The organism is Atlantibacter hermannii, assembly GCF_009907385.1.
Classification (GTDB): Bacteria; Pseudomonadota; Gammaproteobacteria; order Enterobacterales; family Enterobacteriaceae; genus Atlantibacter; species Atlantibacter hermannii_A.
Genome location: NZ_JAAATR010000082.1, coordinates 47,230 through 60,217, shown reverse-complemented (window position 1 = coordinate 60,217; position 12,988 = coordinate 47,230). Strand labels below are relative to the sequence as shown.

13 protein-coding genes and 3 tRNA genes are annotated in these 12,988 nt (G+C 56.6%); 12 read left to right on the top strand and 4 right to left on the bottom strand.

The annotated features are described in order from the left end of the window. The first annotated feature begins 54 nt into the window (after positions 1 to 54). From fliZ to sdiA, 6 genes are all read left to right on the top strand, one after another. Positions 55 to 606 carry a flagella biosynthesis regulatory protein FliZ gene (gene fliZ / locus GV764_RS18555; RefSeq protein WP_125291866.1) on the top strand — a complete coding sequence of 184 codons (552 nt, stop codon included), beginning with the start codon at positions 55 to 57 and terminating at the stop codon, positions 604 to 606. Positions 607 to 691: 85 nt separating this feature from the next. After that, entirely contained in the window at positions 692 to 1,492 is an 801-nt protein-coding gene (gene tcyJ / locus GV764_RS18550; protein WP_161661406.1) for a cystine ABC transporter substrate-binding protein, read from the top strand. 121 nt (positions 1,493 to 1,613) lie between these two features. Continuing rightward, positions 1,614 to 2,597: a D-cysteine desulfhydrase gene (gene dcyD / locus GV764_RS18545; protein ID WP_161661405.1), complete on the top strand. Its 984-nt coding sequence runs from the start codon at positions 1,614 to 1,616 to the stop codon at positions 2,595 to 2,597. Positions 2,598 to 2,617: 20 nt separating this feature from the next. Continuing rightward, positions 2,618 to 3,286 carry a cystine ABC transporter permease gene (tcyL, locus tag GV764_RS18540; protein ID WP_161661404.1) on the top strand — a complete coding sequence of 223 codons (669 nt, stop codon included), beginning with the start codon at positions 2,618 to 2,620 and terminating at the stop codon, positions 3,284 to 3,286. Then, a complete protein-coding gene (gene tcyN, locus GV764_RS18535) occupies positions 3,283 to 4,035 on the top strand; it encodes an L-cystine ABC transporter ATP-binding protein TcyN (protein ID WP_161661403.1) in 753 nt (250 codons plus the stop codon). Before tcyL ends, tcyN begins: the two co-directional genes overlap by 4 nt. 220 nt (positions 4,036 to 4,255) lie before the next feature. Then, on the top strand, positions 4,256 to 4,978 hold the full coding sequence (gene sdiA, locus GV764_RS18530; RefSeq protein ID WP_161661402.1) for a quorum-sensing transcriptional regulator SdiA: 723 nt from the start codon (positions 4,256 to 4,258) through the stop codon (positions 4,976 to 4,978). Between the two features lie 66 nt (positions 4,979 to 5,044). Here sdiA and GV764_RS18525 read toward each other — a convergent pair whose 3' ends face one another. Beyond that, positions 5,045 to 5,269: a DUF2594 family protein gene (locus tag GV764_RS18525; RefSeq protein ID WP_161661401.1), complete on the bottom strand. Its 225-nt coding sequence runs from the start codon at positions 5,267 to 5,269 to the stop codon at positions 5,045 to 5,047. 476 nt (positions 5,270 to 5,745) lie between these two features. Between GV764_RS18525 and uvrY the strand changes: the two genes are divergently transcribed. The 6 genes from uvrY (at position 5,746) to GV764_RS18495 (ending at position 9,288) form a co-directional block, all read left to right on the top strand. Continuing rightward, a complete protein-coding gene (gene uvrY / locus GV764_RS18520) occupies positions 5,746 to 6,402 on the top strand; it encodes a UvrY/SirA/GacA family response regulator transcription factor (protein WP_125291873.1) in 657 nt (218 codons plus the stop codon). Then, the gene (uvrC, locus tag GV764_RS18515; protein WP_161661424.1) at positions 6,399 to 8,231 is read left to right on the top strand and encodes an excinuclease ABC subunit UvrC; all 1,833 of its coding nucleotides are present in this window, start codon (positions 6,399 to 6,401) and stop codon (positions 8,229 to 8,231) included. The genes uvrY and uvrC overlap by 4 nt, the downstream gene beginning before the upstream one ends. Before the next feature lie 57 nt (positions 8,232 to 8,288). Further along, positions 8,289 to 8,837: a CDP-diacylglycerol--glycerol-3-phosphate 3-phosphatidyltransferase gene (gene pgsA, locus GV764_RS18510; protein ID WP_161661400.1), complete on the top strand. Its 549-nt coding sequence runs from the start codon at positions 8,289 to 8,291 to the stop codon at positions 8,835 to 8,837. A 151-nt stretch (positions 8,838 to 8,988) separates the two neighbouring features. After that, positions 8,989 to 9,064: transfer RNA gene (locus GV764_RS18505), tRNA-Gly, on the top strand. A gap of 53 nt (positions 9,065 to 9,117) precedes the next feature. After that, positions 9,118 to 9,191, top strand: a tRNA-Cys gene (locus GV764_RS18500). A 10-nt stretch (positions 9,192 to 9,201) separates the two neighbouring features. Then, positions 9,202 to 9,288: transfer RNA gene (locus tag GV764_RS18495), tRNA-Leu, on the top strand. A gap of 115 nt (positions 9,289 to 9,403) precedes the next feature. Here the strand turns inward: GV764_RS18495 and eutC are convergent. The 3 genes from eutC to eat are packed head-to-tail and all read right to left on the bottom strand — an operon-like array spanning position 9,404 to position 12,959. Continuing rightward, a complete protein-coding gene (gene eutC / locus GV764_RS18490; RefSeq protein ID WP_161661399.1) occupies positions 9,404 to 10,177 on the bottom strand; it encodes an ethanolamine ammonia-lyase subunit EutC in 774 nt (257 codons plus the stop codon). A 9-nt stretch (positions 10,178 to 10,186) separates the two neighbouring features. Beyond that, on the bottom strand, positions 10,187 to 11,560 hold the full coding sequence (locus GV764_RS18485) for an ethanolamine ammonia-lyase subunit EutB (RefSeq protein WP_161661398.1): 1,374 nt from the start codon (positions 11,558 to 11,560) through the stop codon (positions 10,187 to 10,189). Positions 11,561 to 11,570: 10 nt separating this feature from the next. Next, positions 11,571 to 12,959 carry an ethanolamine permease gene (gene eat, locus GV764_RS18480; RefSeq protein WP_161661397.1) on the bottom strand — a complete coding sequence of 463 codons (1,389 nt, stop codon included), beginning with the start codon at positions 12,957 to 12,959 and terminating at the stop codon, positions 11,571 to 11,573. Positions 12,960 to 12,988: the final 29 nt, after the last annotated feature.

Here is a 12,988-nt window from a genome sequence, read left to right as displayed (position 1 = left end):
CTCATCATCCTGGAAATGGAAATGCCACTCATGCATGTCACACCGGGAGTCACTATGACTGAGCCACAACAAAAAAAACGGCCTATTAGCCGCTACCTGAAAGACTTTAAACACGCAGAAACCCATTGCGCCCATTGCGGCAAACTTCTGGACCGCATCACCCTGGTCCATCGTGGGACTATCGTTAATAAAACCGCCATCGCCCAGCTCGATACCTTAATCGATGAAGCGACCTGGGCCAGCCAGCGCCACGAATGGTCGGCGCTGTGCCGCTTCTGCGGCGATCTTCACTGCAAAGTGCAGAGCGAGCATTTTGATATCATCGGCTTTAAACAATACCTGTTTGAACGCACCGACATGAGCCCCGGCACCATCCGCGAATACGTGGTGCGCCTGCGCCGTCTGGGCGAGCATCTGGAAGCCCAGCAAATTCCCGCCGACCAGGCGCAGCAGGGCGAGATTGAAGATCAGCTTGAGCGCTGGCTGCCGCCGACCAGCACCAATAATTACCGTATTGCGCTGCGTAAATACTCCCGTTATTTACACCACAATCATCAGAGTGAGCCCGCAAAAAACCTGTATGAGACGACTTCTGCTATATATTAATTTGGCATAACTCGTTCCATTCTGTTGTTTGCTTAACAGGTGTAACTCTTTAAACTGGCTGAAAATTTCGATATCTGGGGTATCTATGAAACTTGCACAGTTTGGCCGCCAGGCGCTGATGGGCGTGATGGCAGTGGCATTGATGGCAGGCGTAAGCGCAAAAACTTTCGCTGCGGAAGATCTGCTTAACAAAGTGAAAGAGCGCGGCACGCTGCTGGTTGGCCTGGAAGGCACCTATCCGCCGTTCAGCTTCCAGGGCGACGACGGTAAGCTCACCGGCTTCGAAGTGGAATTCGCCGAAGAGCTGGCGAAGCACCTCGGCGTGAAGGCATCCCTGAAACCGACCAAATGGGACGGGATGCTGGCCTCGCTGGATTCTAAGCGTATCGACGTGGTGATCAACCAGGTGACGATTTCCGACGAGCGTAAGAAAAAATACGACTTCTCCACGCCGTACACCGTTTCCGGTATTCAGGCGCTGGTGAAAAAAGGCAACGAAGGCGCAATCAAATCTGAAGCTGACCTGAAAGGCAAAAAAGTGGGCGTCGGCCTGGGCACCAACTATGAAGAGTGGCTGCGCCAGAACGTGCAGGGCGTGGATATCCGCACTTACGATGATGACCCGACCAAATACCAGGATCTGCGCGTAGGCCGTATCGACGCCATTCTGGTTGACCGTCTGGCCGCGCTGGATCTGGTCAAGAAAACCAAAGATACCCTGGCGGTCGCGGGCGAGCCGTTCTCCCGTCAGGAAGCGGGCGTCGCGCTGCGTAAAGGCAACGAGGATCTGCTGAAAGCGGTGGATCAGGCGATTGCTGAAATGCAGAAAGACGGGACCCTGGCCAAACTCTCCGAGAAATGGTTCGGTGCCGACGTGACGAAATAAGTCGTCGCAAATGCAAAAAGGTGCTGAAATCAGCACCTTTTTTTATTGCATGCCGCCAGCGCTGGCGCATGTGATGCATAATTATGACCATTGCGAACAGAAAACGGCATCCGGAGATCTCATGTCATTGCATAACTTAACCCGCTTTCCGCGTCTGGAATTTATTGGCGCACCCACGCCGCTGGAGTTTTTACCGCGCTTTTCCGATTATCTGGGCCGGGAAATCTATATCAAGCGTGACGATGTGACGCCGATGGCGATGGGCGGCAACAAGCTGCGTAAGCTGGAGTTCCTGGCGGCGGATGCGCTACGCGAAGGGGCGGACACCTTAATCACGGCGGGCGCGATCCAGTCCAACCACGTGCGCCAGACCGCAGCGGTGGCGGCGAAGCTGGGGCTGCACTGCGTGGCGCTGCTGGAAAACCCGCTGGGCACCCGCGCGGAAAACTATCTCACCAACGGCAACCGCCTGCTGCTCGACCTGTTCAATGTCCAGATCGAGATGTGCGATGCCCTGGATAACCCGGACGCGCAGCTTGAAGCCTTAGCCACCCGCGTGGAAGCGCAGGGCTTTCGTCCTTACATCATCCCGGTAGGCGGTTCCAACGCCCTGGGCGCGATGGGCTATGTGGAAAGCGCGCTGGAAATCGCCCACCAGTGCGAATCGATCAGCCTGAGCTCAGTGGTCGTGGCATCCGGCAGCGCCGGCACGCATGCCGGTCTGGCGGTGGGCCTTGAGCAACTGATGCCTGACGTGGAGCTGATCGGCGTTACCGTGTCGCGCACCATCGCCATGCAGAAGCCGAAAGTGGTGGCGCTGCAGCAGGCCGTGGCGCAGCAGCTGGAATTAACCGCCGCGGCCGACATTACCCTGTGGGACGACTACTTCGGCCCAGGCTACGGCGCGCCGAACGAGGAAGGCATGGAAGCCGTAAAACTGCTGGCCAGGCTGGAAGGGATTCTGCTCGACCCGGTGTATACCGGCAAAGCCATGGCGGGGCTTATCGACGGCATCGAACAGAAGCGCTTTAACGATCGCGGGCCGATTCTGTTTGTCCACACCGGCGGCGCGCCTGCGCTGTTCGCCTATCATCCCCACGTTTGATTGCCGGGTGAAAAATAACAATGCAAGAAAGTATTCAACTGATTATTGATTCTCTGCCGTTTTTGCTGAAAGGGGCGGTGTTTACTCTCCAGCTCAGCATCGGCGGGATGTTCTTTGGGCTGGTGCTCGGGTTTATTCTGGCCCTGATGCGTCTGTCGCCGATTTGGCCGGTTTCCTGGCTGGCGCGTTTTTATATCTCGATTTTTCGCGGCACGCCGCTGATCGCCCAGCTGTTTATGATCTATTACGGTCTGCCGCAGTTCGGCATTGAACTGGATCCGATCCCGGCGGCGATGATTGGCCTGTCGCTGAATACCGCGGCCTATGCCTCAGAAACCCTGCGCGCCGCGATCTCATCGATTGATAAAGGCCAGTGGGAGGCCGCCGCCAGTATCGGAATGACGCGCTGGCAGGCGCTGCGCCGCGCCATTTTGCCTCAGGCCGCGCGCGTGGCGCTGCCGCCGCTGAGCAACAGTTTTATCAGCCTGGTGAAAGATACGTCGCTGGCCGCCACTATTCAGGTGCCGGAATTGTTCCGTCAGGCGCAGCTGATCACCTCCCGCACGCTGGAGGTGTTTACCATGTACCTGGCGGCATCGCTGATTTACTGGGTCATGGCGACGGTGCTCTCCACCCTGCAGAACTATTTCGAAAACCAGCTTAACCGTCAGGAGCGTGATCCCAAATGAGCGCGATTTCAGTCAAACAACTGGTGAAGAAATTCCATGGGCAGACGGTGCTGCACGGTATCGATCTTGAGGTCAAACCCGGCGAAGTGGTGGCGATTATCGGGCCGAGCGGCTCCGGAAAAACCACTTTGCTGCGCAGCATTAATCTGCTCGAGCAACCCGATGCCGGCACCATTCAGGTGGGCGATATCACTATTGATGCCGCCAAATCCATGGGGCAGCAAAAGGAGCGGGTGCGCCAGCTGCGCCAGCACGTGGGGTTCGTGTTCCAGAACTTCAATCTGTTTCCCCATCGCACCGTGCTGGAGAACATCATTGAAGGCCCGGTGATCGTGAAAGGAGAGCCGAAAGAGGAAGCCGTGACCCGCGCCCGGGAGCTGCTGGCTAAAGTTGGGTTAACCGGCAAAGAGACCAGCTATCCACGCCGCTTATCCGGCGGCCAGCAGCAGCGAGTGGCCATCGCCCGCGCTCTGGCGATGCGTCCGGATGTGATTTTGTTTGATGAGCCCACCTCGGCGCTCGATCCGGAACTGGTTGGCGAGGTGCTGAGCACCATCCGTCAGCTCGCCGAAGAGAAGCGCACCATGGTGATCGTAACGCATGAAATGAGCTTTGCGCGCGATGTGGCAGACCGGGCAATTTTTATGGACCAGGGGCGAATTGTCGAGCAGGGCCCGGCAAAAGCGCTGTTTGCCCATCCGCAACAGCCACGTACCCGGCAGTTCCTTGAGAAATTCCTCATGCAGTAAGCCAAAGGGCATTATGTGCCGTTAACGCCGGGCTTGCGTCGATGCGCGAGCCCGTAAAGTTTGGCATCAGTGGAAACCATGAAAAATTGCGCCTTAGAGAGTGAATTCATCTTTCTCGTGAATGTTAAGCCCTGCATTCATAGATAAGATAAAGTCCCATTTATGGTAATTTATCCCATCAAAATAATTAATCAATCATACCGGGAACACGTAACGCAGAATGACGGAAAGTGACTTTTTCAAATGGCGGAAAAAGGTTTTCAATCGTTTTCAGGAAACCCGAGACAGTGCAGACGTAGAACATATTCTGGCGAGCGAAACGCAAGCCATGGCGTTCGATTATTATTCGCTGTGCATAAGGCATCCCGTGCCGTTTACTCGCCCTAAACTTACGCTTTTTACCACCTACCGCGACGAGTGGGCGCAGCATTACTATGCGGAAAACTATTTTGCTGTCGATCCGGTGTTAAACCCCAATAATTTGCATCGCGGTTATCTGCCCTGGACCGATGAACTGTTTAGCGGTGCGCCGGATTTCTGGGATGCCGCGCGGGACTTTGGTTTGCGTAACGGCGTTACCCAGACGGCGATGGCGCCGGGACGCGCGCTGGGATTCCTCTCGGCATCGAACCTGCGCGTTCAGGATGCCTGGCTGTCGGAAGATGAACTGGCGTTGCGGCTGCATTATCTGGCCGATCTCAGCATGATGGCGCTGCTGCGCATGAACTCCCCGGCGATGATCGGGCTGGAGATGAAATTCAGCAAACGCGAGCGTGAAATCCTGCAATGGACGGCGGAAGGGAAAACCTCAGCGGAAATTGCCATGATCCTGTCGATTTCGGAAAATACGGTGAACTTCCATCAGAAGAATATGCAGAAGAAATTCAATGCGCCGAATAAAACTCAGGTGGCGTGCTACGCGGTGGCGATGGGACTCATTTAACCGGAGAGAGGCAGATGCGGCAGCAAACGGACGCGGCGGTGATAACGATCACCGCCGCGTTTTTGTTTACTGGCGGTAGGCCTGTTTGATTTGCTTAACGGTATTGCTGAACAGCTCCGCCTGGGCGGTATCTTCCATCTGAGCGATCTGCTTTTCCATCTTAATGATGACACGGCCCGCATCTGCCTGGCCCATCGCCTGGAGCATAAGCGTCAGCAGGTTCTTCATGCAGGAGACTTCCAGTGCCAGTTCCTGAAGATTGTCAGTGGTGGAAAAATCAGGGGTGCTCATTTCTTTACCTCAATGGAATGTTAACGCGCAAACAGGCGTGTTGTTAATCTCAAAGGCGCGGAGTATATCACACCCAATGGAAGTCGGGAGTGGTTGTTTTTTAATCTTGTTGAGGCAAGGTTTATTTAAATAAACATTCCGGTTGAACAGCACTTACTGACTCGCTTGTCAGGACTGAATTATTTGTTTCAACAAAGTTTTTAAATCGTTAAATACTGTCTTTATGGAAAAGGCTTTCACGTTTTCTTCAATGTGTTTTAGATTTTGTTAAAACGATATAAATATAATTAATTGATTAATAATGGTTTTTATTGATTGGCGCGGGCGATTTACGCGGAAATTTAAGAGAAATATTTCCAGAAATGCGAGCATGAACCGCAAAGTACTTTTTTTGCGTTTTAAAGTTGACTTAAAACCCGTTAATATATGGAAAATTATCTGTCAGCAGCGTTATCCCTATTCTGGAGATGTTTCCTTTGATCAACGTTCTTCTTGTTGATGACCATGAACTGGTGCGCGCAGGGATACGACGCATTCTTGATGATATCAAGGGCATTAAAGTCGCAGGTGAAGCCTGTTGCGGCGAGGACGCCGTGAAATGGTGCCGTTCTAACCCGGTGGATGTTGTCCTGATGGACATGAACATGCCCGGCATCGGGGGCCTTGAAGCCACGCGTAAAATCGCGCGCTCAGGTTCTGATATCAAAGTCATTATGTTAACTATACACACCGAAAACCCGCTTCCCGCTAAGGTGATGCAGGCCGGTGCCGCTGGCTATCTCAGCAAAGGCGCTGCGCCGTCCGAAGTGGTGAGCGCAATACGCTCCGTTCACGCGGGGCAACGCTATATCGCATCGGATATCGCCCAACAGATGGCGCTGAGCCAGATTGAGCCTGCAAAAGCGGAATCACCGTTCTCCAGTTTGTCTGAACGGGAATTGCAGATTATGCTCATGATTACCAAAGGCCAGAAGGTGAACGAGATTTCCGAGCAGCTCAATCTCAGCCCGAAAACGGTGAACAGCTACCGTTACCGGATGTTCAGCAAACTGAACATCCACGGCGATGTTGAATTGACCCATCTTGCGATCCGCCATGGCCTGTGCAATGCCCAAACATTAGCCAGCCAGTGAGAGAAGTGTTCGATTCTAAATCTTTTTTAAAAACCGTCACCAACAAGCCCGGCGTCTACCGAATGTATGATGCCGGCGGTACGGTCATTTATGTCGGTAAAGCGAAAGATCTCAAAAAGCGTCTTTCAAGCTATTTCCGTGTCCAGCTTTCCAGCCGCAAGACGGAAGCGCTGGTGGCGCAGATTGAAAATATCGATGTCACCGTCACCCATACCGAGACCGAAGCGCTGCTGCTGGAGCATAACTACATCAAGCTCTATCAGCCACGCTATAACGTGCTGCTGCGCGACGATAAGTCCTATCCGTTTATCTTCCTGAGCGGCGACACCCATCCGCGCCTGGCGGTGCATCGCGGTGCCAAACATGCCAAAGGGGAATATTTCGGTCCGTTTCCTAACGGCTATGCGGTGCGCGAAACGCTCGCCCTGCTGCAAAAGATTTTCCCGATCCGCCAGTGCGAAAACAGCGTCTATCGCAATCGCTCCCGGCCCTGTCTGCAATATCAAATTGGTCGCTGCCTTGGGCCCTGCGTTGAGGGGCTGGTCAGCGAGGAAGAGTACGCGCAACAGGTGGAATATGTGCGTCTGTTTCTGGCCGGTAAAGACGACCAGGTGCTCACGCAACTGGTTACGCGGATGGAAAAGGCCAGCCAGGATCTCGAATTTGAAGAGGCGGCGCGCATTCGCGATCAAATCCAGGCGGTACGCCGCGTCACTGAAAAACAGTTCGTCTCCAATACCGGCGACGATCTGGACGTGATCGGCGTGGCGTTCGATGCCGGAATGGCCTGCGTGCATGTGCTGTTTATCCGCCAGGGTAAAGTGCTGGGCAGCCGCAGCTATTATCCTAAAGTCCCCGGCGGCACTGAACTGGCGGAAGTGGTGGAAACCTTTGTCGGGCAGTTTTATCTGCAAGGCAGCCAGATGCGTACACTGCCATCAGAAATCTTGCTCGACTTTAAACTCTCTGACGAAAGCGTGCTGGCCGATTCGCTTTCAGAAGTGGCGGGCCGCCGCGTCAATGTGCAAACCCGCCCGCGCGGCGACCGGGCGCGCTACCTGAAGCTGGCGCGCACCAATGCCGCTACCGCGCTGGTGACGCGCCTGTCGCAGCAATCCACCATCTCTCAGCGCTTAACGGCGCTGGCGGCGACCCTGAAGCTGCCGGAGATTAAGCGCATGGAGTGTTTTGACATCAGCCACACCATGGGCGAACAGACGGTGGCTTCCTGCGTGGTATTCGACCCAAATGGCCCGCTGCGCGCTGAATATCGGCGCTACAACATCACCGGCATCACGCCCGGCGATGACTATGCGGCGATGAACCAGGTGCTGCGCCGTCGCTATGGCAAAGCTATCGAAGAGAGCAAAATTCCCGATGTGATTTTAATCGACGGCGGCAAAGGGCAGTTGGCCCAGGCGAAAGCGGTATTCGCCGAGCTTGATGTGCCGTGGGATAAACATCACCCGCTGCTGCTCGGCGTGGCGAAAGGCGCGGATCGTAAAGCCGGGCTGGAAACGCTGTTTTTTGAGCCGGAAGGGGAGGGGTTTTCGCTGCCGCCGGATTCACCGGCGCTGCATGTGATCCAACATATCCGCGATGAGTCGCACGATCATGCCATCAGCGGTCACCGTAAAAAACGCGCCAAAGTTAAAAATACCAGTACCCTCGAAACCATCGAAGGGATTGGCCCGAAGCGCCGCCAGATGTTGCTGAAATACATGGGCGGTTTACAGCCGTTGTTAAATGCCAGCATCGAAGAGATCGCCAAAGTTCCTGGTATCTCACAGGCTCTGGCAGAAAAGATCTACTACTCGTTGAAACATTAGGGGCTATGTAGCAACATAGCCTTAATTTCCACTGACTACAGACAGTTACCCTGCGCCATGCGAATGAATATTCCGACTTTACTTACTCTGTTTCGTGTCGTCCTGATCCCGTTTTTCGTGTTGGCGTTCTACCTGCCGTTTAACTGGGCCCCGTTCGCCTGCGCGTTTATTTTTTGGGTGGCGGCGGTGACCGACTGGTTCGACGGCTACCTGGCGCGTCGCTGGAACCAAAGCACCCGATTTGGCGCGTTCCTCGATCCGGTGGCGGATAAAGTGCTGGTTGGCATCGCGATGGTGCTGGTGGTCGAACATTATCACAGCTGGTGGATCACGCTGCCTGCGGCCACCATGATTGCCCGTGAAATCATTATCTCTGCGCTGCGTGAGTGGATGGCGGAGATTGGCAAACGCGCACGCGTGGCGGTGTCCTGGATCGGCAAAGTTAAAACCACCGCGCAGATGGTCGCGCTAATTGGCCTGCTGTGGCGTCCGAATATCTGGGTTGAATACGCCGGAATCGGGCTTTTCTTCGTCGCTGCGGTGCTGACGTTCTGGTCGATGTTCCAGTATTTGCACGCGGCGCGCGGCGATTTGCTTGAACCGTGATCGAATAGACGCAAAATTCAGCAAACGAATCAGTATCAAAGAAAATTTCGTTGACTCATTGCGTCAGGTCAGTAGAATGCAACGCATCGAACGGCAGCACGGTTTGCCAGAAGATAGCAAAATCAAGTAATTAGATTATTACCTGATGAATGCGGGAATAGCTCAGTTGGTAGAGCACGACCTTGCCAAGGTCGGGGTCGCGAGTTCGAGTCTCGTTTCCCGCTCCAGATTTTGATACCGGCAAGTTTGCAGGTGTCCGCCTGAAAAGGCAGCAGTATTCGGCGCGTTAGCAAAGCGGTTATGTAGCGGATTGCAAATCCGTCTAGTCCGGTTCGACTCCGGAACGCGCCTCCAATTTTCCCGAGCCCGGGTGGTGAAATCGGTAGACACAAGGGATTTAAAATCCCTCGGCGTTCGCGCTGTGCGGGTTCAAGTCCCGCCCCGGGCACCACGGGAAATAAAGAATAAAATCAATGATAAGCAGTGTCGTGTAAACCACCTTCGGGTGGTTTTTTATTGCCTGAAATTTGGCGCTGCCTGATACGTTGCGCATAAATCCGTCCAGTTTATTTTGCTAACCCCGGCCTGACCCTGTCCCACAGCGCCGGGTTATCGCTTTCGTCCTTCAGGCCCACTCCCGTCAACCGCCGCAAAAATGCCTGCTCCAGCAGCCAGGCCAGTTTAAACGCCGCCGCATCATAGCCCAGCCCCTCCGGGCGGATGTTGGAAATGCAATTGCGCTCTGATTCAATGCGCGCGCGCTCAGGTTTCCACGTCAGATAGACGCCGAGGCTATCCGGCGACGACAGCCCTGGCCGTTCGCCGATCAGGATCGCTACCGCCTTGCTGTTCAGGCATTCGCCGATATCGTCGCCCAGCGCGACCCGCGACTGGTGGGCCAGCACCACCGGGCCGGTGGATAACCCCAGCGTCGCCAGAAAGGGCAGCAGCGCCTTCACCAACGGCACCGCCTGACGGTGAACGGCATGGGAAGAGAGCCCGTCGCCAATCACCAGCAGCACATCGTGCGGCGATGCGCGCCGGGCCGTCAGCATCTCGCGGCTCGGCTCATCCAGACGCCGCCCCAGATCGGGCCGGTTAAGATACACAGCACGATCGGACGCCTGGCTGTGAACCGTCAATGTTTCCAGATCCAGCGCGGCGAGCTGGGCGGCGAGGGTATCACTGTCAAACGGCTGATGAATGGCGTCCCGCGCCTGAGCGTGGGCCAGGCCAAATTTCAGCACTTCGGCGGTGGGCAGGCTTGCGCCGCTGCGTCCCAGCGCAATCCGGGCGTCGGTAAACTGATTGAGCGCTTTCCAGGCATCGGGCGCGTGCATGGCTTCTCCTTACGGCATGGCAGTGAGCAGGGGATGGCTGGCGCCGGTTAAGCGCAGCTGCCCCTGGCTATCGATAATCTGCATCTGGCTCAGCCAGTGGGCGAATTCCGGCGCGTGTTTTAGCCCCAGCAATCGCCGCGCGTACAGCGCGTCGTGGAAAGACGTGCTCTGGTAATTCAGCATGATGTCATCCGCACCCGGTACGCCGATCAGAAAAGTCAGCCCGGCGTTGCACAGCAGCGTCAGCAGGGTATCCATATCATCCTGATCCGCCTCGGCGTGATTGGTATAACAGACGTCGCAGCCCAGCGGCAGCCCCATCAACTTGCCGCAGAAATGGTCCTCCAGCCCGGCGCGGATAATCTGCTTGCCGTCGTACAGGTATTCCGGGCCGATAAATCCCACCACGGTATTCACCAGCAGCGGATCGAAATGGCGCGCCACCGCGTAGGCGCGCGCTTCGCAGGTTTGCTGGTCGACGCCGTGGTGGGCGTTGGCCGACAGGCAGCTCCCCTGGCCGGTCTCGAAATACATCACGTTGTCGCCGAGCGTGCCGCGCTTCAGCGACAGCGCCGCGTCGCGCGCTTCCGCCAGCAAAGAGAGGGAAATCCCAAATCCACGGTTCGCCGCCTCTGTGCCGGCCACCGACTGGAATACCAGGTCCACCGGCGAGCCGCGCTCGATAAGCTGGAGGGTATTCGTCACGTGCGTTAACACGCATGACTGCGTGGGAATGGCGAAGCGCTGGATAATGTCATCCAGCATATGATTGAGCCGATCCAGCACCGGCAGGCTGTCGCTGGCCGGATTAATGCCCACTACCGCATCGCCCGCCCCGTACAGCAGGCCGTCGAGCAAGCTGGCGGCGATGCCTTTGAGATCGTCCGTGGGATGGTTGGGCTGGAGCCGCACGCTTAAGTGGCCTGGCAGGCCAATGGTGTTGCGAAAGCGCGTGACCACCCGGCATTTGCTGGCCACCAGTATCAAATCCTGATTACGCATCAGCTTGCTCACCGCCGCCGCCATCTCTGGCGTCACGCCGCGCGCGATACGGCTCAGCGTGGCGCTGTCTGCCTCATCGCTCAGCAGCCAGTCGCGAAAATCGCCTACCGTTAAATGGCTGATGGGCGCAAAGGCATCGGCGTCGTGGGTATCGACAATTAAGCGCGTCACTTCATCGGATTCATAAGGAATCAGGGGATGGGTCAGCAGGTCGCGCAACGGAACATCGGCAAGCGCCATCTTCGCCGCCATGCGCGCTTCGGCGCTCTCCGCCGCCACGCCCGCCAGGCTGTCGCCGGAACGGGCGGGTGTCGCCTTCGCCATCACGTCTTTCAGGCTGGCGAACCGGTAAACCCGGTGCGCCAGAGTGGTGCGATACATGCGTTTCTCCTTACGACAGCGCCCGCAATTGCGGGTCGAGCGCCGCGCGCTGGCGCGCCGGGGCTGAGATGCGGAACCACACGTAGCCGCCCAGCATCATGGCGGCGAAAATCAGCGCCAGCACCGTGTTGTAATAAATCATCGCCGCCAGACACAGCACCGCCATTCCCAGGGCAAACGCAGGCGCGACCGGGAACAGCGGCGCGTTAAACGGGCGGATCAGATTCGGCTCGCTGCGGCGCAGCTTAAACAGCGCCAGCATAGAAACGATATACATAACAATAGCGCCAAATACCGACATGGTGACGATGCACGCCGTTAACGGCATCCCGCTGATGGTGATCAGCGAATCAGAGAAGATAGCTGCGATGCCCACCACGCCGCCCGCGAGGATCGCCAGATGCGGGGTGCGGGTGCGGCGATTGACCTTCGCCAGCGAGGCGGGGAGGAACCCGGCGCGCGCCAGGGAAAATATTTGCCGGGAATAGCCCATGATAATGCCGTGGAACGACGCCACCAGTCCGAACAGCCCCAGCCAGACCAGCATATGCAGCCAGCCGCTGCTGCTGCCGACCACCATCTTCATCGCCTGCGGCAGCGGATCGTTGATAGTCGACAGCGTGCGCCAGTCGCCCACGCCGCCCGCGAACACCATCACGCCCACCGCCAGCACCGTTAAGGTGACAATGCCGCCTCCCAGCGCGCGGGGAATGGTGCGTTGCGGGTCGCGGGCTTCTTCCGCCGCCATCGAGGCTCCTTCAATGGCCAGGAAAAACCAAATTGCGAACGGGATCGCGGCAAACATTCCCGGCAGCGCCAGGTTGCTGAAGCTCTCCGCGCCCGCCCAGCCGTTGGCGGTAAAGTTATCCCAGGAGAAGCCCGGCGCAACCACGCCCATAAACACCAGCAGCTCGAAGATCGCCAGCAGCGTGACAATTAGCTCAAAGGTGGCGGCAATGCCGACGCCGAGGATATTCAGCGTCATAAAGATCAGATACGCCCCGACAGCCACCCATTTCGGATCCAGCGCCGGGAATTGCACGTTCAGATAGGCGCCAATCGCCATGGCGATGGCGGGCGGCGCAAAGACAAACTCGATCAAGGTGGCGAACCCGGCGATAAACCCGCCGGTCGGCCCGAAGGCGCGATACGCATAGGCAAACGGCCCGCCCGCGTGGGGAATAGCGGTGGTCAGTTCGGTAAAACTGAAAATAAAGGCGCAATACATCGCGGCGATAGCCAGCGCCACGACCAGAAATCCCAGGGTGCCGGCCTGTGACCAGCCGTAGCTCCAGCCGAAATACTCCCCGGAGATCACCAGCCCGACGGCAATCCCCCATAAACGGAAGCTGCCCAGGGTGCGTTTTAGTGTTGTTGGTTGTTCGGTTACGCTTGCCATACTTTACCTCGCCAGAATGGAAAAACCTG